This window comes from Bradyrhizobium sp. CCGB01 (assembly GCF_024199795.1).
Classification (GTDB): domain Bacteria; phylum Pseudomonadota; class Alphaproteobacteria; order Rhizobiales; family Xanthobacteraceae; genus Bradyrhizobium.
On record NZ_JANADK010000001.1, the window covers coordinates 8,154,962 to 8,175,476 of the forward strand.

Annotated in this window: 18 protein-coding genes; 10 read left to right on the plus strand and 8 right to left on the minus strand. The window is 65.1% G+C overall.

The genetic code is table 11. The features are described 5' to 3' along the window. Window positions 1–134: 134 nt before the first annotated feature. Both NLM25_RS38355 and NLM25_RS38360 read left to right on the plus strand, forming a co-directional pair. Complete coding sequence (locus NLM25_RS38355) at window positions 135–1,604, plus strand: YcjX family protein (RefSeq protein WP_254140331.1); 1,470 nt, start codon at window positions 135–137, stop codon at window positions 1,602–1,604. Then, window positions 1,601–2,629: a YcjF family protein gene (locus NLM25_RS38360; RefSeq protein ID WP_254140332.1), complete on the plus strand. Its 1,029-nt coding sequence runs from the start codon at window positions 1,601–1,603 to the stop codon at window positions 2,627–2,629. The genes NLM25_RS38355 and NLM25_RS38360 overlap by 4 nt, the downstream gene beginning before the upstream one ends. 190 nt (window positions 2,630–2,819) lie before the next feature. Here the strand turns inward: NLM25_RS38360 and NLM25_RS38365 are convergent, their stop codons facing one another. Continuing rightward, window positions 2,820–4,412: a glycosyltransferase family 39 protein gene (locus NLM25_RS38365; protein ID WP_375167863.1), complete on the minus strand. Its 1,593-nt coding sequence runs from the start codon at window positions 4,410–4,412 to the stop codon at window positions 2,820–2,822. A 266-nt stretch (window positions 4,413–4,678) separates the two neighbouring features. Here NLM25_RS38365 and NLM25_RS38370 point away from each other — a divergent pair, with 266 nt between their 5' ends. The 4 genes from NLM25_RS38370 (at window position 4,679) to NLM25_RS38385 (ending at window position 8,550) form a co-directional block, all read left to right on the plus strand. Continuing rightward, window positions 4,679–6,412 (plus strand): adenylate/guanylate cyclase domain-containing protein, encoded by a 1,734-nt coding sequence (locus tag NLM25_RS38370; RefSeq protein ID WP_254140333.1) that lies wholly within the window; start codon window positions 4,679–4,681, stop codon window positions 6,410–6,412. Window positions 6,413–6,620: 208 nt separating this feature from the next. Further along, on the plus strand, window positions 6,621–7,820 hold the full coding sequence (locus NLM25_RS38375) for a molybdopterin-dependent oxidoreductase (RefSeq protein WP_254140334.1): 1,200 nt from the start codon (window positions 6,621–6,623) through the stop codon (window positions 7,818–7,820). A gap of 12 nt (window positions 7,821–7,832) precedes the next feature. Further along, window positions 7,833–8,141 carry a cytochrome c gene (locus NLM25_RS38380; protein ID WP_254123109.1) on the plus strand — a complete coding sequence of 103 codons (309 nt, stop codon included), beginning with the start codon at window positions 7,833–7,835 and terminating at the stop codon, window positions 8,139–8,141. Window positions 8,142–8,349: 208 nt separating this feature from the next. Next, entirely contained in the window at window positions 8,350–8,550 is a 201-nt protein-coding gene (locus NLM25_RS38385; RefSeq protein ID WP_008134691.1) for a cold-shock protein, read from the plus strand. A 170-nt stretch (window positions 8,551–8,720) separates the two neighbouring features. Here the strand turns inward: NLM25_RS38385 and NLM25_RS38390 are convergent, their stop codons facing one another. Further along, window positions 8,721–9,182, minus strand: coding sequence for an Lrp/AsnC ligand binding domain-containing protein (locus NLM25_RS38390; protein WP_212484417.1), 462 nt, complete (start codon window positions 9,180–9,182; stop codon window positions 8,721–8,723). Window positions 9,183–9,296: 114 nt separating this feature from the next. Here NLM25_RS38390 and putA point away from each other — a divergent pair, with 114 nt between their 5' ends. From putA to NLM25_RS38405, 3 genes are all read left to right on the plus strand, one after another. Then, window positions 9,297–12,296 (plus strand): bifunctional proline dehydrogenase/L-glutamate gamma-semialdehyde dehydrogenase PutA, encoded by a 3,000-nt coding sequence (putA, locus tag NLM25_RS38395; RefSeq protein WP_254140335.1) that lies wholly within the window; start codon window positions 9,297–9,299, stop codon window positions 12,294–12,296. A 113-nt stretch (window positions 12,297–12,409) separates the two neighbouring features. Further along, window positions 12,410–13,615: a CaiB/BaiF CoA-transferase family protein gene (locus tag NLM25_RS38400; RefSeq protein ID WP_254140336.1), complete on the plus strand. Its 1,206-nt coding sequence runs from the start codon at window positions 12,410–12,412 to the stop codon at window positions 13,613–13,615. Between the two features lie 279 nt (window positions 13,616–13,894). Next, window positions 13,895–14,542 carry a glutathione S-transferase family protein gene (locus tag NLM25_RS38405; RefSeq protein WP_254140337.1) on the plus strand — a complete coding sequence of 216 codons (648 nt, stop codon included), beginning with the start codon at window positions 13,895–13,897 and terminating at the stop codon, window positions 14,540–14,542. Between the two features lie 124 nt (window positions 14,543–14,666). Here the strand turns inward: NLM25_RS38405 and NLM25_RS38410 are convergent, their stop codons facing one another. The 3 genes from NLM25_RS38410 to NLM25_RS38420 all read right to left on the minus strand — a co-directional run bounded on the left by NLM25_RS38410 (window position 14,667) and on the right by NLM25_RS38420 (window position 17,487). Next, entirely contained in the window at window positions 14,667–14,831 is a 165-nt protein-coding gene (locus NLM25_RS38410; protein WP_200469919.1) for a hypothetical protein, read from the minus strand. Between the two features lie 27 nt (window positions 14,832–14,858). Then, window positions 14,859–16,394: a hypothetical protein gene (locus NLM25_RS38415; protein ID WP_254140338.1), complete on the minus strand. Its 1,536-nt coding sequence runs from the start codon at window positions 16,392–16,394 to the stop codon at window positions 14,859–14,861. Between the two features lie 109 nt (window positions 16,395–16,503). Then, window positions 16,504–17,487 (minus strand): hypothetical protein, encoded by a 984-nt coding sequence (locus NLM25_RS38420; RefSeq protein WP_254140339.1) that lies wholly within the window; start codon window positions 17,485–17,487, stop codon window positions 16,504–16,506. Between the two features lie 232 nt (window positions 17,488–17,719). Here NLM25_RS38420 and NLM25_RS38425 point away from each other — a divergent pair, with 232 nt between their 5' ends. Continuing rightward, complete coding sequence (locus NLM25_RS38425) at window positions 17,720–17,920, plus strand: hypothetical protein (RefSeq protein WP_254140340.1); 201 nt, start codon at window positions 17,720–17,722, stop codon at window positions 17,918–17,920. Window positions 17,921–17,975: 55 nt separating this feature from the next. On the opposite strand, the gene NLM25_RS38430 is transcribed toward NLM25_RS38425, so the two are convergent. Genes NLM25_RS38430 through NLM25_RS38440 form a run of 3 tightly spaced genes read right to left on the minus strand, consistent with a single transcriptional unit; the run spans window position 17,976 to window position 20,502 of the window. Next, a complete protein-coding gene (locus NLM25_RS38430) occupies window positions 17,976–18,803 on the minus strand; it encodes an ABC transporter substrate-binding protein (protein WP_254140341.1) in 828 nt (275 codons plus the stop codon). Between the two features lie 35 nt (window positions 18,804–18,838). Continuing rightward, a complete protein-coding gene (locus tag NLM25_RS38435) occupies window positions 18,839–19,603 on the minus strand; it encodes an amino acid ABC transporter ATP-binding protein (protein ID WP_309143640.1) in 765 nt (254 codons plus the stop codon). A 2-nt stretch (window positions 19,604–19,605) separates the two neighbouring features. Then, complete coding sequence (locus NLM25_RS38440; protein ID WP_375167864.1) at window positions 19,606–20,502, minus strand: amino acid ABC transporter permease; 897 nt, start codon at window positions 20,500–20,502, stop codon at window positions 19,606–19,608. Between the last annotated feature and the right edge of the window lie 13 nt (window positions 20,503–20,515).

The window sequence follows — 20,515 nt, forward strand, 5'->3', positions numbered from 1 at the left end:
ACCCGCGCGTCGTTCAAACGGCTGATTTGCCGACAAAGGCGGTGGAAGTATGAAGCTTGATTTTCTTCAAGCAGTTGCCACTTTTGTGATTAGTCCTTTTTGCGTATTCGCCCTCGCCCGAGATCCCCGTTCATATGGCATTCAGTTTCCAGGATATGGTCGAAGAGGCGCGCCTGTCGGCGAGGGCCCTGATCGACTATGGCGAGCACTTCTTCAACCCGACGGTGCGGCTCGGCGTCACCGGCCTGTCACGGGCCGGTAAGACCGTATTCATCACCGCGCTAATCCACGGCCTCACCCGCGGCGGCCGGTTTCCGGTGTTCGAGGCCTATGCCTCGGGCCGGATTGCGCGGGCGCATCTGGCGCCGCAGCCTGACGATGCCGTGCCGCGCTTTGCCTATGAGAACCATCTGCGCGCGCTGATCGAGGAGCGGCGCTGGCCGAACTCGACCGTCGACATCAGCGAGCTGCGCCTCGTCATCGACTACCAGCGCCAGAACGGCGCCGACCGTACGCTGACGCTCGATATCGTCGACTATCCCGGCGAGTGGCTGCTCGACCTGCCGCTGCTGCAGAAGAGTTACGAGCAATGGTCGGCCGAGAGCCTCGCACTGTCACGCGAGGCGCCGCGCGCGCATCTGGCTGCTGATTGGCACGCGCATCTTGCAACGCTCAAGCCCGAGGCCCACGAGGATGAACAGGCGACGCTGACCGCGGCAAAGCTCTTCACGGGCTATTTGCGCGCCTGCCGCGACGAGCGCTTCGCGATGAGCCTGCTGCCGCCCGGGCGCTTCCTGATGCCCGGCAATCTCGCCGACACACCAGCACTGACCTTTGCGCCGCTCGACGTGCCCATTGGCGGCCAGGCGCCGGAGGGCTCGCTGTGGGCGATGATGGTCCGCCGCTTCGAGGCCTACAAGGACGTCGTGGTCCGCCCGTTCTTCCGCGATCATTTCGCGCGGCTCGATCGGCAGATCGTGCTGGCCGATGCGCTCGCCGCGTTCAACTCCGGCCCCGAGGCGCTGCACGATCTCGAAGCCGCACTCGCCGGCATTCTCGACTGCTTTCGCATCGGCCGCAGCACCTTCCTCTCCAGCCTGTTCCGTCCGCGCATCGACCGCATCCTGTTCGCAGCGACCAAGGCCGACCATCTGCATCACTCCAGCCACGACCGGCTCGAAGCCGTGCTGCGCCGCGCCGTCTCGCGCGCCGCGGCGCGCGCGGAAGATACCGGAGCCGAGATCGATGTGGTCGCGCTCGCCGCCGTGCGCGCCACGCGCGAAGCCCAGGTCGCCCATGGCCGCGACAAATTGCCGTCGATCCTGGGAACGCCGGCGGCCGGCGAAAGCGCCGGCGGCGAGTTCTTCGACGGCAACACGGAGGTCGCGACCTTTCCGGGCGATTTGCCGCTGGATCCCGAGCCGCTGTTCAACGGCACCGACGCATTCCGCGGCCTCTCGACGGAAGCTGCCGAAAAGAGCGACTTTCGCTTCCTGCGCTTCCGTCCGCCAAAGCTCGAACGCGAGGGCAATGACGAGCCGGCGCTGCCACACATCCGCCTCGACCGTGCCTTGCAGTTCCTGATCGGAGACAAGCTGTCATGAACGACCGATCCCAGCAGCGGCGGCCGGCGACGTTCCGGCTCGACGATCCCGGCGTCGTCGTCACCGAATCCGACGAGACTAGCCGGCTCGGCCGCGCCACCATCCAGATCACGCCGGAGCATGACCCGGCGACGCTGCCCGTGCTGATCGAAGCCGCGCTTCCCGCGCGGCGAGGTTTTCCCTGGGGCACGCTGTTCTGGTCCGGCCTCGCCGGGTTGACGCTGCTCGGCACCGGGCTCGGCGTCGTGCATCTGATCGAGGATCTGTTTGCGCGCAGCGAAAGCCTCGGCTTCGTCGGCCTCGCCCTCGCATTCGTCACCGCGCTCGCGCTCGCGGTGGTGATCGGGCGCGAGGCGTTCGGTCTGGTGCGCCTCGCGACCATCGAGAAACTGCATCAGCGCGCCGCCGCCGTGCTTGCCAATGACGACCGCAAGGAGAGCCGCGTCATCGTGCAGGATCTTCTGAAGATCGCGCACCAGAACCCGCAGCTCGCGCGTGCCCGCGCGACGCTGGAAAGTCACGCCGGCGAGATCATCGACGGCGCCGACATGATCCGGCTCGCCGAGCGCGAGCTGATGTCGCCGCTGGATGCGGAGGCGCGGCGGCTGGTGTCGTCGGCTGCGCAAAAGGTCTCGATCGTGACTGCGGTCTCCCCACGCGCGGCGATCGACGTGATGTTCGTGTTCGTGGCTGCGCTGAGATTGATACGCCAGCTTGCGCGCCTCTATGGCGGCCGCCCAGGCGCGCTCGGCATGATCCGCCTGCTCCGCCACGTCATCGCCCATCTCGCCATCACCGGCGGCATGGCCGCAAGCGACAGCCTGGTGCAGCAGATGCTCGGGCATGGCATTGCGGCAAAGCTGTCGCAGCGGCTGGGTGAAGGCGTGCTGAACGGGCTATTGACGGCGCGGCTCGGGTTGGCCGCAATCGACGTCACAAGGCCGCTGCCATTCGCGGCGCTGCCGCCGCCGAAACTGTCGGACCTCGCGACGGATCTGCTGCGGAAGAAGGACGAGGAGGCGTAGCCCTTCGTGCCGCGCATTCGCTGCACCCTCTCCCCTTGTGGGAGAGGGTGGCTCGCCGCGGAGCGGCGAGACGGGTGAGGGGTAACTCACCACGAATACAGATCTACCCATGTGGATAGAGACCCCTCATCCGGCGCTTCGCGCCACCTTCTCCCACAAGGGGAGAAGGAAGAGGTCACTGCCTTCTTGGCTACGCAAACGCCGAGAGCGATTGAATCTCCCCCGCCAGCACTTTCCATTGAAACAGCGGCGAGTCCTTCGGCGGCGCAAGCTCTGGCGTCCAGCCGCTGAGCTTTTCAATCACATAAGTATCCGTCAGGACGCGGCGCCAGCGGCGCTCGACTTGACCGAGCTGCTCGCGCTTGGCGGGGATGTTCTGCCACAGCGACGACCGGTTGTCCGGCTCGCGGCCAACATAGATGCCCGCGTGCCCGCTGATCCGGTCCATGCCGGGATCGCGGAAATCCTGGAAGCGGCCGCGTTCGTTGATCTCGATCACGGGCACACGGCCCCTGAACAGCCAGCGCATCATCGCGTAGGTGCGATAGTCCGTGGTCGCGATCCAGGTCGCACCTGTTTCGTCGAGCGCGGCCTGCGCGCGCGCCGCGACCTGCTCGTAGCCGGCCTCGGCACCGATCGGATCGATCTTGCCGAGGAGATTCCAGGGCGCCGCGACGTAGTAAAAGAAGACGATCACGACGAAGGCGATGCCCGTCGTGACGGCCGTCCTGGCCCAGAACAGCGACGATCTGAGCATGCGCGCCGACCATCCCTCTTTCGTCATCGCTGCGAGGTTGACGGCGGCGGCGGCAAAACCGACCGGCCACATGAACATCGGCCAGGTGTCGCCGACCCTGAGCGTCAGCGACTTGAAGAAGAAATAGAGGAACGGCACCAGCACCGCGGTCGACAGCAGGATCGCGACCGGCTCGCGCGTGCGATAGCCGCGCCACGCCGTCATCACGAGGCCCGTCAGCACCACCGGAAGCATGACGAAGCCGACCAGGCCGAATTGCAGGCCGATGTAATCGCCGATGGTGCGCAGCGAGATGCCGTAATTGGCGGTGGCGCGCACGCCCTGGAAACGGAACGAGGCCCAGTCGTGCTGCGCGTTCCAGATCAGCACCGGCGAGAATGCGGCAATCGCGATCAGCACCGCGAGATAGGGGTAAGGGCTGCGCAGCCAGCGCCAGCGCCAATCCGGCACCAGCAGAAACGCGGCGACCGCCGGCGCGAACATGATCGCGGTGAACTTCGACAGCATCGACAGTCCGGCGAACAGGCCCGCCGCCAGCCACCAGCGGCCGTCGCCGCTTTGCGCGAGCCGCACCAGCGACCACATCATCGCCACCGCAAACGGGATCATGGCGACATCGGGCGCGACCTTGGCCATCAGCAGGCCGTAATAGAGCGCGGCCTCCGGCATCAGCGCCGCGAGCACCACCGCGCGCACATCATGGGTGAGGCGGCGGACGATGTCGGCGAGCAGCAACTGCGTCACGAACATCGCGACGATGCCACTGATGCGCACGCCGAACGTGGTGTCGCCGAAGATCGCGGTACCGAGCCGGATGAACCAGGCGATCATGGGGGGATGATCGAGGAAGCTGAGCGCCGTCTCCTTCGACCAAGTCCAGTAATAGGCCTCGTCCGTGCGCAGCTCGATCGCGGAAGCGTAGACGATGCGCAGCACGGTCATCGCCGCGATGACCAGCACAGCCACGAGGAGCGGGCGGCGGGCGAGGCTGCGGGGGAACACGGTGATGTCGGGGGCTGTCGTCACGCCCGCGCTTTTCGCCAACCTCGGACGGGGAGTCAATGCGGGGGAGTCCCCTGTCGCCCCGCGGAAGCGATCGTAGGGTGGGCAAAGCGGAGCGTGCCCACCATGGGGATTGACGGATAGAAATGGTGGGCACGGCGCGCAAGGGCGCGCGTTTGCCCACCCTACGATTTCGCAACCTTGTCGGGCATGTGACTTCACAATCTGTCCACGGCGGGAATTAACCGCTACGCTGGCTGTTCTCCTTCATGAACTGATACAATCGAATCATGGCCACCGCTCCTGCCCACATGACCGAACTCGTCCGCGCCACCAGCGTGCGGCAGGTGCGGCTGGTCTGCGGCATCATCCTGTTCGCCTATGTGGTCAGCCATCTGCTCAACCACGCGCTCGGCAACATCTCTGTCGATGCCATGGAGGCCGGGGTCTACTACCACACCGTGTTCTGGCAGTTCCTGCCTGTTGCGATCGTGTTCTACACCGCGGCGCTCACCCATATGGGGCTTGGCATCTACGCGCTGTACCAGCGCCGGCAGTTCCGCTGGCGGACCGTCGAGCCGCTCCAGCTCCTGCTGGGCCTGAGCATCCCTGCGCTCATCATGGCGCATGTGATCGGGATACGGCTCGGCCTGACGCTCTACGGGCACGAGAAACTTTACCCGCAGGAGCTCTATCTGTTCTTCGTCCTGGCGCCCGCCCGGCTCTGGCAGATGACGATTTTGCTCGTGGTCGCCTGGGTGCACGGTTGCGTCGGCATCTATTTCTGGCTTCGCATGAAGACCTTCTTCACGCGCGCCGCGCCCTATCTGCTCGCAGCCGCCGTGCTGATCCCGACGCTAGCGATGCTCGGCATCTACCAGGGCGGACGCAGCGTTGCCGCCGACAGCGACGACGCGGACTGGCGCAAGACGAATTATACGAGGCAACAGGTCGGCACGGTCGCGGAAAACAAGGTGCTCGACCGCATCAGCGGCGGCCTCGTCATGGGCTATTTTGGCCTGCTCGCCCTCGCGCTGGCAGCGCGCGGGGTACGCGCCTTGCGCGAACGGCGCGGCGGCATGATCGCGCTGTCCTACGGCAACGGCAAGACAGTGCGCGTGCCCAAGGGCCTCTCCGTACTGGAGGCGAGCCTGCGCCACAACGTGCCGCATGCCAGCGTCTGCGGCGGCCGCGCCCGCTGCTCGACCTGCCGCATCCGCGTCATCGGCGATCATGGCGCCCTGCCCGAGCCGTCACAGCGCGAGGCCTTCGTGCTCGCCCGCGTCGGCACTGCTGACCCCTCGATCCGGCTCGCCTGCCAGCTGCGGCCGGACTCGGATCTCTCCTTCTTCCAGCTCTTCACACCCCACACGCATGCGGCGGACGGGCAGGCCTCGATGCCGGCCAGGATCGGCCAGGAACGCTATCTCGTCAGCCTGTTCGTGGACATGCGCGGCTCGACGCAGCTGGCCGAGAAGCGGCTGCCGTTCGACACCGTCTTCATCGTCAACCGCTTCCTCGGCGCGGTGTCGCAGGCCGTGATCGAGAACGGCGGCCAGCCGAACCAGTTCGTGGGCGACGGTATGCTGGCGCTGTTCGGGCTGTCAGCCGATCCGCACGAAGCCTGCCGGCAGGCGCTGAAGGCCGCCGCCGGCATCGCCACGCATATCGACGAACTAAATGAGCTCTTGAGCCATGATTTGCGTGAGCCGATCCGTTTCGGCATCGGGATTCACGGCGGCGAGGTCATCATCGGCGACATCGGCTATCGCGATCACATCGTCTTCACCGCGCTGGGCGACGCCGTCAACGTTGCCGCCCGGCTCCAGGACATGACCAAGACGCTGGCCTGCGAAGCCATCGTCTCGGAGGAGGTCCGCCGCACCGCCGACCTTGCCGAGGATGCGCTGCCGCAACAGGAGGTCGCGATCCGCGGCCGCGACGAGCCGATGGCCGTGCGCGTCGTTGCGGATGCAAGGGAGCTGTCGACCCTCGTCGATCGCAGCGCGCGCATCGCGGCTTGAGTCTTCACCTCCCCGCAGGCGGGGCGAGGAAGAGCACCGCTACTGCGGCAATAACTCGGCTCGCCACGTAACACCGGCTTGCTGCAACGCAACGGCATGGGCCTGCTGCGAAAGCACGAATTGACTTCATCCAAATCGTTGCGACAGATGAGCGCGGGATCGCGGTGATGACCGCTGGTCCAACGAAAAGCTCCGGGAGGAGACCAGAATGTTCGATCGACGCGACCTGCTCAAAGGAGCGGGCCTCGCCGCTATTGCGGCCACACTGAATTCCACCAAGGCGCTGGCACTCGACACCGTCACCCTGCCTTTCACCAATGGCGAGCGGCCGCTGGTGAAGTATCCGCAGAAGCGGCCGATGATCGGACTGACCAGCCGGCCGCCGCAGCTCGAGACGCCGTTCGCGGTGTTCAATGACGGCCCGATCACGCCGAATAACGCGTTCTTCGTGCGCTATCACCTCTCGGACCTCCCCTACAACCTCGATCCCGACAAGTTCACGCTCGAGGTCAAGGGCAAGGTCGACAAGCCGCTCAAGCTGTCGCTCAAGGACATCCGGAAAATGAAGGCGACGGAGATCGTCGCCGTCAATCAGTGCTCCGGCAATAGCCGCGGCTTTTCAGAGCCGCGCGTCGCCGGCGGCCAGCTCGCCAACGGCGCCATGGGCAATGCGCGCTGGCGCGGCGTACCGCTGAAGGCGGTGCTGGAGATGGCGGGCGTGCAGAGCGGCGCCAAGCAGGTCACCTTCAACGGCATGGACGGTCCGGTCAGCGACAAGACGCCGGATTTCGTCAAGGCGCTCGATCTCGATCACGCCACCGACGGCGAGGTGATGCTGGCCTACGGCATGAACGGCGAGGACCTGCCGTTCCTCAACGGCTTCCCGCTGCGCCTGATCGTGCCCGGCTATTACGGCACCTACTGGGTCAAGCACCTCAACGAGATCACCGTCATCGACACTGTCTATGACGGTTTCTGGATGAAGTCGGCCTATCGCATTCCGGACACCCCGAACAATGCGATCGAGCCGGGCACCGCGCCGAAGGCGACGATCCCGATCAACCGCTTCACCATCCGCTCTTTCATCACCAGCGTTCCCGACGGCGCCAAGCTGAAGGCGGGAGCGACGACGCTGCGCGGCATCGCCTTCGACGGCGGCAAGGGCATCAAGGAGGTCCAGGTTTCCACCGACGGCGGCAAGACCTGGGTCAGCGCCAAGCTCGGCAAGGATCTCGGCAAATACTCATTCCGTGAATGGAAGCTGCCGGTGAAGCTCGCGGCGGGCGCCCATGAGCTGAAGGTGCGCGCCACGGGCAATGGCGGCGAGACCCAGCCGGATACGCCGCGCTGGAACCCGGCGGGTTATCTACGCAACGTCGTCGAAACCGTCCGCGTGACCGTGGCCTGAGGGAGAATGATCATGCAGCGCACCGTTCTCCTCGCCATCTCGCTCGCTGTCGCCGCCGGCATCGGCGCCGTGACCGCAGCGCCCGTCAACTATAAGCTCCCGGACGAGGTCGCCGCCTTCAAGCCCGGCCCCAATCTCGAGGTCGTGCAGGGCAATTGCAGCGCCTGCCACTCGGCCGACTACGTCAGCACGCAGCCACCGATGAAGGACAAGAAGGCCTTCTGGCAGGCCGAGGTGACCAAGATGATAAAGGTCTATGGTGCCCCGATCGACGATGCCGATGTCGGCAAGATCGTCGATTATCTGGCTGCGACTTATTGACGGATGGATCGCGGCGTTCGGATCAATTGACCGCGAAACGGGCAAAACCGGTAAAAACGCCGCGAAGTTGAGCGGAATTCGGCAAAATGCCGATGTGGTTTGAGCTACCAAGCCGGCCACAATCCGCGTATCCTGTTAGGACCGAACCGGCCGGTTGGCGGGGACTGGCGGTTCGAGATCTCGGAGGAAGACCCGCGGAGAAGACGTGATGGCTAAAGGTACGGTCAAGTGGTTCAACCCGACGAAGGGTTATGGATTTATCCAGCCTGCGTCGGGCGGCAAGGATGTGTTCGTGCATATCTCGGCAGTGCAGAAAGCCGGTCTGTCGTCCCTGAACGAAGGACAGACGGTGGAATACGAAGAGATCGCAAACCGGGGCAAGACCTCCGCAGAGAACCTCAAAGTATAAGGCCGCCAGCTTTTGCTGCCTCCCGGATCTGTCCGGGAGCCGGGCCAAAAAAATTTTAGAAGACGGCCAGTGCATTCGACGACAGGCGTTGCGACTGCACACGGAGAGCTATTTTCCCGCGAAGACCGCTTGTTCAACGCCACAGCAATGACAATCGCGACGGCATTTCGTTACTCCACCGGCAACGGTGCGTCGCGCTTGATCTCTTCCATCACCGCATAGGTTCGCGTCTCGCGCACGCCCGGCATCGACAGCAAGGTCTCGCCGAGGAAGCGTCGATAGGCGGTCATGTCGGCAAGCCGCGCCTTCACAAGATAGTCGAAGCCGCCTGCAACCATGTGACACTCCAGCACCTCGGGCGCGAGTTTCACCGCGCGCGCGAAGCGCTCGAAATTGTCCGGCGTGGTCTTGTCGAGCAGCACCTCGACGAACACCAGAAGACCGAGGCCAAGCCGGTGCGGATTGAGCCGCGCCCCATAGCCCTCGACGAAGCCCTCGCGCTGCAACCGCTTCAGCCGCTCGCCGATCGAGGTCGGCGACAGCCCGATGCGTTCGGCGAGCTCGACATTGGCTATGCGCCCATCCTGCTGCAAAACCGCGAGGATCTTCCGGTCAATTCGATCGAGTTCCATATTTTATGCGGCCAAAATCGGAGTTGCCTTCACTTTCTAAGGCAAAACGACTAACTTGTCTATCGAACTACGGTCACGCGGGCCTTATCCTGGATTTCAGCCACAGGACACGCCATGCCGAACATCCCGCCTCCCTTCTCCGCTCCCTACGCGCCCGATGATGCCGAGATCGCCGCGCGGCTCTTGCCGGCGTCGCATCTTGGTCCGCCGCAGGAAGCACGGATCGACCGCACCGCGACGCGGCTGATCGAGGCGATCCGCAAGCGCGACGACCGGCTCGGCGGGGTCGAGGACATGCTGCGGGAGTTCGCACTCTCGACCAAGGAAGGGCTGGCACTGATGGTGCTGGCCGAGGCGCTGCTGCGCGTTCCAGACGCGCGCACCGCCGACCAGTTCATCGAGGACAAGCTCGGCGAGGGCGACTTCATCCATCACGAGACCAAGTCCACGGCGTTCCTGGTCAACGCCTCGGCCTGGGCGCTCGGCCTCTCGGCGCGAGTGATCCAGCCCGGCGAAACACCCGACGGCACCATCGGCCGGCTGGTGAAGCGGCTGGGCGCGCCCGCGGTGCGCACCGCCACGCGCCAGGCGATGCGACTGATGGGCAATCATTTCGTGCTGGGCGAGACCATCGAGCAGGCGCTGGAGCGGGGTAAGCCGCGCTCGGGCCAGAAGCCGCGCTATTCCTTCGACATGCTCGGCGAAGGCGCGCGCACGGCTGCGGATGCGAAACGCTATTTCGACGCCTATGCCAGTGCGATCGAAACCATCGGCAAGGCGGCCGGTAGCAATCCCCTGCCCGACCGGCCCGGCATCTCCGTCAAGCTGTCGGCGCTGCATCCGCGCTTCGAGGCGATCAGCCGCGACCGCGTGATGACTGAACTGGTGCCGCAACTGCTGGACCTCGCGCAGCGCGCCAAGGCCCATGATTTGAACTTCACTGTCGATGCCGAGGAAGCCGACCGGCTGGAGCTGTCGCTCGACGTGATCGCGGCAACGCTCGCCGATCCGTCGCTGAAGGGCTGGCACGGATTTGGCCTGGCGATCCAGGCCTATCAGAAGCGCGCGAGCGCCGTGATCGACTATGTCGACGCACTCGCCCGCGCGCATGACCGCAAGCTGATGGTGCGGCTGGTCAAGGGCGCCTATTGGGACACCGAGATCAAGCGCGCGCAGGAGCGCGGGCTCGACGGCTATCCCGTGTTCACGCGCAAGGCGATGACGGATCTGAACTACGTCGCCTGCGCCTCAAAACTGCTCGGCTTGCGGCCGCGCATTTTTCCGCAATTCGCCACCCACAACGCCCTGACGGTCGCGACCGTGCTGGAGCTTGCGCAGAGCAGCGGCGGCTTCGAATTCCAGCGCCTGCACGGCATGGGCGAAGCGCTCTACGAGCAGCTCGCCAAGGATCACCCCGACATCGCCTACCGCACCTATGCCCCGGTCGGCAGCCATCGCGACCTGCTCGCCTATCTGGTGCGGCGGCTACTGGAGAACGGCGCCAACTCGTCATTCGTGGCGCAGGCGGCCGATTATCGCGTGCCGGTGCCGGCGCTGTTGCAGCGACCGGCAGACGCCATCGTCCGGCCGCAGCAGGCGATCCACCCCAGGATTCCGCTGCCGGGCGATCTGTTCGCGCCGGAGCGGCGCAATTCGCGCGGCGTCGAATTCGGCGCGCGCACCGCGCTCGACCGGTTGCTGGCAGACGTGAAGGCCGAGGCCGCCGACCACAAGCAGATCGCGGATGCAACGGCGGATCAGGCCAACGCTGCGGTGACTGCTGCACGCGCAGGCTTTGCGGCCTGGAGCCGGACGCCGGCGGGCACGCGCGCGGCGGCGCTGGAGCAGGCCGCGCATCTGCTGGAGAACCGGAGCGCTCATTTCATCGCGCTGCTGCAAGTCGAGGGCGGCAAGACGCTCGACGATGCGCTCTCCGAGCTTCGCGAGGCCGCCGACTTCTGCCGTTACTATGCCGCGCAGGGGCGAAAGCTGTTCGGCTCCGATGCCGCCATGCCCGGCCCGACCGGCGAGAGCAATGCGCTCGCCATGCGCGGCCGCGGCGTGTTCGTGGCGATCTCGCCGTGGAACTTTCCGCTGGCCATTTTCCTTGGCCAGGTCACGGCGGCGCTGATGGCCGGCAACAGCGTGGTCGCAAAACCCGCCGAGCAAACCCCGCGCATCGCGCGCGAGGCCGTCGCCCTGCTGCACGAGGCCGGCATCCCCAGGCGCGCGCTGCATCTCGTCACCGGCGATGGCCGCATCGGCGCGGCGCTGACCGCGCATCCTGATATCGCCGGCGTCGTCTTCACCGGCTCGACCGAGGTCGCTCGGGCGATCAACCGGACGCTCGCCGCCAAGGACGGCCCGATCGTACCGCTGATCGCGGAGACCGGCGGCATCAACGCGATGATCGCGGATGCGACCGCGCTGCCCGAGCAGGTCGCCGACGACGTCGTGACCTCTGCCTTCCGTTCCGCCGGCCAGCGCTGCTCGGCACTGCGGCTCTTGTTCGTGCAGGAGGACGTCGCCGACCGCATGATCGAGATGATCGCCGGCGCGGCGCGCGAGCTGAAGCTTGGTGATCCCGCCGACGTCGCAACCCATGTCGGCCCCGTGATCGACGCCGAGGCCAAGCAGCGCCTCGATGCGCATATCGCGCGGATGAAGCGCGAGGCGCGGCTGCACTTTGCCGGCACCGCGCCCGATGGCTGCTTCGTCGCGCCGCACATCTTCGAGCTCAAAAGCGCCGGCCAGCTCACCGAGGAGGTGTTCGGCCCGATCCTCCACGTCGTGCGCTACCGTGCCGAAAACCTCGAACGCGTCCTGCAAGCGATCGAGCGCAGCGGCTACGGGCTCACGCTCGGCGTCCACTCCCGCATCGACGACACGATCGAGGCCATCATCGACCGCGTCCAGGTCGGCAACATCTACGTCAACCGCAACATGATCGGCGCCGTGGTCGGCGTGCAGCCGTTCGGCGGCAACGGCCTGTCCGGAACCGGCCCGAAAGCGGGCGGCCCACACTATCTCGCGCGCTTTGCGACCGAGCAGACCGTCACGATCAACACAGCGGCAGCCGGCGGCAACGCTGCTCTGCTCGCAGGGGAGGAGTAAGCGTAGCGAGGAGCGTTGCATCCCGGCAAAACATCGGTCTAATGGCTCCCCTGACTTCGCCTGCGCCAATTCCAGCGCGCGGGAAACAACAAGAGCGAGGGAGCAACGCCGCGATGGAAAAGGGCATTTTTGCGGGGCTGAAGGTTCTGGACTGCGCGAGCTTCATCGCAGCGCCTGCTGCCGCGACCGTGCTGTCGGATTTCGGCGCCGACGTCGTCAAGATCGAGCCACCCGGCGCCGGCGATCCCTACCGCAATCTGCCCAACCTGCCGGGCTATCCGACCGGCGAGCACAATTTCGCCTGGCTCCTGGAGGCCCGCAACAAGAAGAGCATCGCGCTCGACCTCTCCAGGCCGGAGGCGCAGGCCGTGCTCTACAAGCTCGTGGAAGAGGCCGACGTCTTCATCACCAACATGCCGCCGCCGGTGCGGGCCAAGCTCGGCATCACCTATGATCACCTCGCCCATCTCAACGACCGGCTGATCTACGCCTCCTTCACCGGCTACGGCGAGAAGGGCGAAGAGGCCAACAAGCCCGGCTTCGACAGTAACGCCTATTGGGCGCGCTCCGGCCTGATGGATCTCGTCCGCGCCGATACCGACACGACGCCAGCCCGCTCGGTCGCCGGCATGGGCGACCACCCCTGCGCCATGGCGTTCTACGGCGCCATCGTCACCGCGCTCTATCAGCGCGAGAAGACCGGCAAGGGCTCGCATGTCGCCTCCAACCTGATGGCGAACGGGGTGTGGGCGGCGAGCGTGCTCGCGCAGGCAAAACTGTGCGGCGCCAAGTTCGGCGAGCGGCGCCCGCGCGAGCGCGCGCTCAATGCGGTCGCCAACCATTATCAGTGCAAAGACGGCCGCTGGCTGATCCTGTCGCTGCTGAGCGAGGAGAAGCAGTGGCCGACGCTGGCGCGCTGCCTTGGCCGCGAGGATTTGATCGACGATCCCCGCTTCGCCACCAAGGCCGACCGCCACGCCCGCTCGGTTGAGCTGATCAAGATTCTGGATGACACCTTTGCCACCAGGGACCTTGCCGAATGGCGCAAGATCCTCGACGGCAATGGCCTCGTGTTCGGCGTCGTCGGCATCCTGGACGACATCCCGAACGACAAGCAGATGCTCGACAACGAGGTGCTGGTGCCGTTCGAGAACGACACCATGCTCACCATCTCGAGCCCGATCTGGATCGACGGCGCGAAGAAAGTGCAGCCGCGCAAGCCGCCCGGCGTCGGCGAGCACAGTGACGAGATCTTGCGCGGGGCGGGATACGACGAGAACGCGATCAAGCAGCTCAGGTCGTCGGGGGCTGTGGGGTAAGGGCGGGCGCTGGCGCTTCATACTCCGCCGTCGTCCCTGCGAAAGCAGGGACCCATAACCCCAGGGAGTGCTTGTTACGAGCGGTCGTGACCACGAGTCTTCGCCAAACCACGGCCTGTGGTTATGGGTCCCGGATCTGCGCTGCGCTTGTCCGGGACGACGATGGGGAGATAGCTCGCCACCGCGGATGCATTGCTGGATTGCTTCGCTGCGCTCGCAATGACGAGGTGGAACGATCTCGCTATAACCTTACGGCAACGTCCGCCTCGCGAGGTCTCCATGCCCAGTTATCGCCTGCACTACTTCCCCGAATCCGGCAACAGCTACAAGCTGGCGCTGATGCTGACGCTCTGCGGCGAGACGTTCGAGCCGGTCTGGACCGATTTCGGCGGCGGCGTCACGCGCACGGCGGAATGGCGCAAGGCCGTGAACGAGATGGGCGAGATCCCCGTGCTCGAGGTCGACGGCGTGAAGATGACGCAGACCGCTCCCCTGCTGCTCAAGCTTGCCGAGCAATACGGCCGTTTCGGCGCCGAGACGGCGGACGAAAAATTCGAGCTGCTGCGCTGGCTGTTCTGGGACAACCACAAGCTCACCGGCTACATGGCGACCTACCGCTTCATGCGCGCCTTCACGCAAAACAACGATCCGCAGGTGCTGAAGCATTTTCGCCGGCGGCTCGACGACTTCCTCGGCATTCTCGAGGGCCATCTCCAGCACAATGCCTTCGCGATCGGCACCAGGCCGACGGTCGCCGATATCTCGATGATGGCCTATCTGCATTATCCGAGCGACGAACACGGCTTCGATTTCGCGGAAAGCCATCCCGCCGTCCACGCCTGGCTCGGCCGCATGGCGGCGCTGCCCGGCTGGAAGCCTGCGTATGAGCTGCTGCCGGGAAAGCGGATGACGAACTACGCGAAGTGAGACGCTAGCGTCGAAGCCTCAGCATCGTCATGGCCGGGCTTGTCCCGGCCATCCACGACCTTGAGCACGGAGACGAGAATGTGGATGCCCGGGACAAGCCCGGGCATGACGAAGGAAAGCGCGCCTACTTCAGCGCCAGCCAGCCGAGCGTGAACAGGATCCCGCCGATGATGACGACCACGGCGACCGCCCAGGTGCTGACGCGAATGCTGCCGGTGACCTGCTTGGCTTCCTCATTGCGCGCAATCTCGCGATTGCGCTCCTTGTCGGCGTCGCTCGTGTCCGTCATGGGTCATCCAAATCGGCTGGAGGTGGCCTAACGCGTCTTGATGAAGCACATGCCGATGCGGCTCGAAGCCGCGGCAGCCTGACAGGTGAGACCTTTAGCACAGGTCCATGACGTAAAACTCCTGTCCGGCGCTCCTGATCCCGCATTTTGCAGGGAACAATGCGCGCCCCAGCCATCTTCGTATTCGGTGTCGGCCAGCTCCCGGCTGCCGCGGGTCTGCGGCCGGCTGGCAAATCCGCGTGAGAAATCAGGGTGCTTGCCGGCGGCGAACGCGGTCAGGATGTCGCGGCGGCGCACCTGATCGCCGAAGAAATGCGGCGAAGCCGGCACGATGGTGGAATTGGACGGCTTGTCCGCCAGCCAGTCGACGCCCGGGAAATGGAAGCCGCCGATGCCGCGGGTCTGGTGGCACCCTGAGCAGGTGACGTCATTGAGACGGCGCTGAAAGCCCGCGACCGAGCGGATGTTCTGCATGTCCCCGCGCGCCGCGGCCTGCTTCAGCGCGCCGACTACGTCGTTATCGGTGAAGACAGGATCGCCCTTTCCCTCACCTTGCATCATGCCGAACTCCGGCTGCAACGGCGAAGCATCGAGGCCGGCGGGCGTCGGCACCACCGCGGCCCTGGCCAGGAACTTCTCGGGGATCAGCACCGTGCCGCGATCGAACTCGCGCAGATTTTGCGGCGCCAGCAGCCAGTCCTTGAACTCGCGCCGGAGATCATTGTCCGCAACGATCCGGTCGCGATCGATCTGGTTCTCCAGTGCGCCCTCCTCGAACGTCTTCGTCGCGGCGTTGTACTTGAACACCTTGAGCAGATAGTCGGAGCGGAAATCGTGCAGCGCCGATTTCGGCGCGATGGAGATCTGGATGTTGGTCTCGATGCGATCGAGCATGGCGTCGTCGGGATGGAAGGAACTGCCGATCAGTCCCTGCCAGTCGCCATTGTCGAGCCAGCGCCGCGCGACCTCGGCGCAACTGACCGGCTTTCCGCTCGCATCCGTCTGGCGCGCATCCCTCGCCTTCATCACCAGATTGAGCGTCATCGGCAGCCGGGTTGCGGTCTTGCCGCCATCCGGCCTGGTCTCGAAATGCGCCAGACGGTAGATCAGCCGGATCTCGCCGCAGGAGTCTTCCGCGACATAGGCGCGGTCCATGCGGTTGACGATGCCGGCGAGCACGAAGCGCGTGTCGCGTGATTTCAGATTGGCCCGGTCGAACAGCTGCACGTCAAAGCCTTCGCCGACGCCGATGGTCTCGGTCGGATAGGCCGCCTTTTGCCTGACGATGTAGCGGTCGAACTCCGCGTCGATTGCGGGCGGAATGTCCTTGAGCTGCAACAGCGAGGAAAACATCAGGTCGGTCGTCAGCGGAACATCCGCGTTCCGTTCCGGCCACAGCAGGCGCGAGATCGTAAGTGCGTCGTGCTGGTCGAGCTTGCGCAGCAGGTCAGGATCGGTGATCGCGGTGCCGCGGGTCAGCGGCGCGGTCTCCGCTGCGAAAAGCGCAACGGTGCCGCCGAACAGGACGACGACAGCAACGAGAATTCGCAACACGCGGCTCATGCCTCAGGTAACACCGCGCGGGGACGCCTATTCAAGCAAAAAGGCGCTTCACATGGTGGTGAAGCGCCTCTTCGAAAGTCGAATGTGCAACGCGCAAGGCGCGATGAGATCAGCGCGAGACGATCAGCCCCTTGCTGGTGACGACGACCCAGCGGCCATCCTGGCGACGGATCGCATCGACGCGGCCCACACCGGGGATGGGGTCGCCGGCATAGACCTCGTAGAGGCCTCCGCGGCCCTCGATCAACGCACCGCCATTGGCGACGTCGCGCAGCACCCAGCCGTCGATGGTCGGCAACCGGCTGACCTCGGTCTTGGGCGCGGCGGGCGCCGGAGCCGGGGCGGCGGCGGCGGTCGCAAACTGGGTCGGCGCAATCGAGCCGGTGGTTTCGCGAGCAGGTGCTGCGGCTGCCTGCACAGGGGCAGCAGGCGGCGTGGCGCGGAGCTTGTCGACGGTCTCGGACAGCCTTGCGATTTTGGCCATCGGCTCGGCCTGCGCCTTCTCGAGCTTGTCGAGGCGGTCGTTGGCCCGGTTGAACTGGCTGAGGCCGGTCTTGGAGCTGTGCTCGACATTGGCCTTCAGCGCGACCAGATCGGCGTCGATCCGGGCGACAGAAGCGTCCAGCGCGCTGGTGTCGACGACCTGGGCCGGTGCGGGGGCCGGAGCTGCAAAGTGCATCATGCCGGCGGTCGCGAGCGCGCCGCTGATCGCGCCGACGCTGGCCGCGATCGCCACCACCGCAGCCATCGCCGACAGGCGGCGCTTGCCGCCGGTCTCGCGCGGCTCTTCCGCCTTCACGTGCGGGGCAAATTCCTCGCGGTCCCAGGAGCGCTCCGAGGGCGCCATGACGATGAGCTTGCCGAGCTTCGGCTCGGGCTTGGTCTCGGCCTTCGGTTCAGCCTTGGCTTCGAACTTCGGCACCTCGATCCGGGGTAGCTCGACCTTGACCGGATCAGCCTTGGGCGGCGCCTCGTGGTCCGGAGCGATCGAGGGGGCCTCGATCCCGGCAGCCTCGACGGCCTGCGGCGCGGTCGCGGCGGCCTCGACGAGGCTCGTCGGTTCACCGGTCTCTGGGGCAGCCTGCTCAGCCATTGGTTCGCTCACAGTTCAAATACTCCACTCTGGATTGACCTTTTGGTAACTTTCATTGCTTGCGAAATCCTTACCTCAGGACCCGCTTACCGAAATTTTAGGAAGTCATCCGGGGCCGAATTTGGCCGGGAAAGTGGAACCGGTGTGGCGGGCGTCAAACAAATCGTAACCGGGGGAAGATGAACGGCCGCGCAACGCGCGGGCCGTCGCCCGTCACAGGTCCCCGGCTAACATGGCCCATCCCGTCAGGCCTTTGGGGGTACTAGAAAAGTGCATCAACGCGTTTGGTGTCGATGACGTCATCTTCGAGGAAAGCTCGACCGGCCGCGAGCTATTCGTCGTCCTCGATGGCGAGGCCGAGATCGCCAAGATCAGCGGCGCGAGCAAGACCTGCATCATCAAGCTCGGCAATTTCCGCCTCAACGTGATGTAGAGGTCCGGCCACACCTCGGCCTGCATCACGCTGTTCGAGCCGCCGCGGCGGCGTTTCAGGGCTCACCATTGACCATGGCGTGCTCGATCGCACTGTCAGTCAGCCCCCATTTGCGCAGCAGTTCCTGATAGCTGCCGTCCGCCATCAACCCGGCAAGCGCCTGCTTGAGCTTCTGGCCGAATTGCACGTCGTCCCTGGCGAAGCCGAGGCCCATGTCCTGGACGAGGAACGGCTTGCCGAGAATGACGTAGCGGTTGCCCTCGATCGTGTTCTGATAGGGGATCGTTTCGGCACCCTGGACCGCTGCGTCCGCGCGGCCCTGGTTCAACTGCAGCCGCGTATCTGGCGATCCGTCCGTCCCCACCACGATCACGGCGGGCTTGCCGGCTGCGACGCAATGCTCGTCGCTCCATTTCTCGATCGCCGCCGGCCAGATGGTCCGACGCGCGGTGGCAACCCGTTTACCGCACAGCGCGTCCAGATCCGGGAAGCGCGCGGCGTTGACCCGCAGCGCGAAGAACACCGAATTGGCATGCAGATAGTTCAGGAAGCTCACAGTGGCGCGGCGCTCCGGCGTGTCGGCCATGCCGGCAACGATGATGTCGGCGCGTCTGGTCTCGATCGAGCTGATCAGCTGGTCGAAGCTCGAATCGATCCAGTTCACCTTGATGCCCATCCTGGCCGCTATGGCGTCGACGATTTCGACATCGAATCCAGTCAGCTTGCCGGACGCAGGGTCCTTGAATTCGAAAGGAGGATATTTCGGCACCGTCGCCGCGTTGATGATCGTCTTCGTCCCCTGTGCGCAGGCGATGCCCGCGGCGTGGCCGAACGCAACCACGAGGGCGCCGAATGCGAGATAAAGTCGGGTTCGCGACAACATGATACTCCCCTGTGCGCCTCAATGGTGTCGATCGGCTAGTTCAGCACTGCCGAGATGAAGTCGCGTGTGCGGATTTGAGTGGGCCTGCCGAGAACCTGCTCGGGCGGCCCGCCCTCAACCACCTGCCCCTGGTCCATGAACAATACCCGGCTCGCAACTTCGCGTGCGAAGCCGAGCTCGTGCGTCACGACGATCATGGTCATTCCGGTCCGCGCGAGGTCGCGCATGACGGAGAGCACCTCGCCGACCAGTTCGGGATCGAGCGCGGAGGTCGGCTCGTCGAACAACATCAGCGCCGGCTTCATCGCCAGAGCGCGCGCGATCGCGACGCGCTGCTGCTGGCCGCCCGACAGCTCGATCGGATAAGCACCGCATTTGTCGGCAAGTCCGACCCGGGCAAGCAACTCGCGAGCCTCGAACTCGGCCTGCCCGCGCTCCAGCTTGAGGACCTGGACCGGTCCTTCGACGACGTTTTCCAGCGCCGTCTTGTGCGGAAACAGGTTGAAGCGCTGAAACACCATGCCGGTGGCGAGCCGTTGTCGCGCGATCTCGCGTTCGGAGAGCTCGAATAGCTTACGGCCCGCGCGTCGGTAGCCGACCAGTTCACCGTCGACCCACAAGGCTCCGCCATCAATCGCCTCGAGCTGGTTGATGCAGCGCAGGAACGTACTCTTTCCCGAGCCGGACGGACCGATGATGCACAGCACCTCGCCGCGACCGATCTCGAGATCAATGCCCTTGAGTGCTTCGAACGCACCGAAAGACTTGCGCAGGCCGACGGATTTCACGATCGGATTCACGGCTATTTCCCAGTTCGTGTGTTTGCGCCGGATGTACCTGCGCCGCGCGCGAAATGCCGCTCGACCCGCCCCTGAAGGACGGAGAGCACCGTGACGACGACCACGTACCAGATGCCCGCGACGATCAGCAGCTCGATGACCCGGTTGTTCGCGTAGTAGATGTTTTCCGCGCTATAGACGATTTCCGGAAACTGGATCACGCTCGCGAGCGACGTCAGCTTGACCATGCCGATGAGCTCGTTTCCGATCGGGGGCACGATCACGCGCATTGCCTGAGGCAGGATGATCCGGCGCAGCGCTTGCAGACGCGGCATGCCGATCGCCTTGGCGGCCTCGTATTGCCCCTGGTCGACGGACAACAGGCCGGCGCGCACGACCTCCGACGTATAGGCGCCCTGATTGATGCCCAACCCCAGCAGTCCAGCGAGGAAAGGCGTCATCACCTCCACGGTCGGCACTTCGACAAGTCCGGGAATGCCGAGATTCGGGAACACCAGCGCAAGGTTGAACCATAGCAGCAGCTGCAACAGCACGGGCGTGCCGCGAAAGAACCAGACGTAGCTCGCCGCTGCCCAATTGATCACGGGATTGGCCGAAAGCCGCATGATGGCCACGGTGACCCCGATCGAGATCCCGAGCAGCATGGCCAATGCGGTCATCAGCACGGTATTGCCGAGGCCGACGACGATGCTGCGCACGGTGAGGTATTGCCCGACGAACGCCCATTCGATCCGGCCATGGGCGAACGCCATCACCACCCAGAACGCGAGCGCCACGATCAACGCACCGCTGACATAGCGGCCCACGTGCTTCCGCTTCACATGCTCGAATTGGGAGATGTCTTCCGAGAGGTCATCTGCCCCACTCATGACGGAACGTTCGGTCAATACGCTTTCCATGCAGCTGTCTTCG

What these genes read in the sequence shown, in the direction of transcription:
- NLM25_RS38355 (WP_254140331.1), top strand. Translation starts at nt 135, where the DNA reads ATGGCATTCAGTTTCCAGGATATGGTCGAAGAGGCGCGCCTGTCGGCG.
- NLM25_RS38360 (WP_254140332.1), top strand. Translation starts at nt 1,601, where the DNA reads ATGAACGACCGATCCCAGCAGCGGCGGCCGGCGACGTTCCGGCTCGAC.
- NLM25_RS38370 (WP_254140333.1), top strand. Translation starts at nt 4,679, where the DNA reads ATGGCCACCGCTCCTGCCCACATGACCGAACTCGTCCGCGCCACCAGC.
- NLM25_RS38375 (WP_254140334.1), top strand. Translation starts at nt 6,621, where the DNA reads ATGTTCGATCGACGCGACCTGCTCAAAGGAGCGGGCCTCGCCGCTATT.
- NLM25_RS38380 (WP_254123109.1), top strand. Translation starts at nt 7,833, where the DNA reads ATGCAGCGCACCGTTCTCCTCGCCATCTCGCTCGCTGTCGCCGCCGGC.
- NLM25_RS38385 (WP_008134691.1), top strand. Translation starts at nt 8,350, where the DNA reads ATGGCTAAAGGTACGGTCAAGTGGTTCAACCCGACGAAGGGTTATGGA.
- NLM25_RS38390 (WP_212484417.1), bottom strand. Translation starts at nt 9,182, where the DNA reads ATGGAACTCGATCGAATTGACCGGAAGATCCTCGCGGTTTTGCAGCAG.
- putA (WP_254140335.1), top strand. Translation starts at nt 9,297, where the DNA reads ATGCCGAACATCCCGCCTCCCTTCTCCGCTCCCTACGCGCCCGATGAT.
- NLM25_RS38400 (WP_254140336.1), top strand. Translation starts at nt 12,410, where the DNA reads ATGGAAAAGGGCATTTTTGCGGGGCTGAAGGTTCTGGACTGCGCGAGC.
- NLM25_RS38405 (WP_254140337.1), top strand. Translation starts at nt 13,895, where the DNA reads ATGCCCAGTTATCGCCTGCACTACTTCCCCGAATCCGGCAACAGCTAC.
- NLM25_RS38410 (WP_200469919.1), bottom strand. Translation starts at nt 14,831, where the DNA reads ATGACGGACACGAGCGACGCCGACAAGGAGCGCAATCGCGAGATTGCG.
- NLM25_RS38415 (WP_254140338.1), bottom strand. Translation starts at nt 16,394, where the DNA reads ATGAGCCGCGTGTTGCGAATTCTCGTTGCTGTCGTCGTCCTGTTCGGC.
- NLM25_RS38420 (WP_254140339.1), bottom strand. Translation starts at nt 17,487, where the DNA reads ATGGCTGAGCAGGCTGCCCCAGAGACCGGTGAACCGACGAGCCTCGTC.
- NLM25_RS38425 (WP_254140340.1), top strand. Translation starts at nt 17,720, where the DNA reads ATGGCCCATCCCGTCAGGCCTTTGGGGGTACTAGAAAAGTGCATCAAC.
- NLM25_RS38430 (WP_254140341.1), bottom strand. Translation starts at nt 18,803, where the DNA reads ATGTTGTCGCGAACCCGACTTTATCTCGCATTCGGCGCCCTCGTGGTT.
- NLM25_RS38440 (WP_375167864.1), bottom strand. Translation starts at nt 20,502, where the DNA reads ATGGAAAGCGTATTGACCGAACGTTCCGTCATGAGTGGGGCAGATGAC.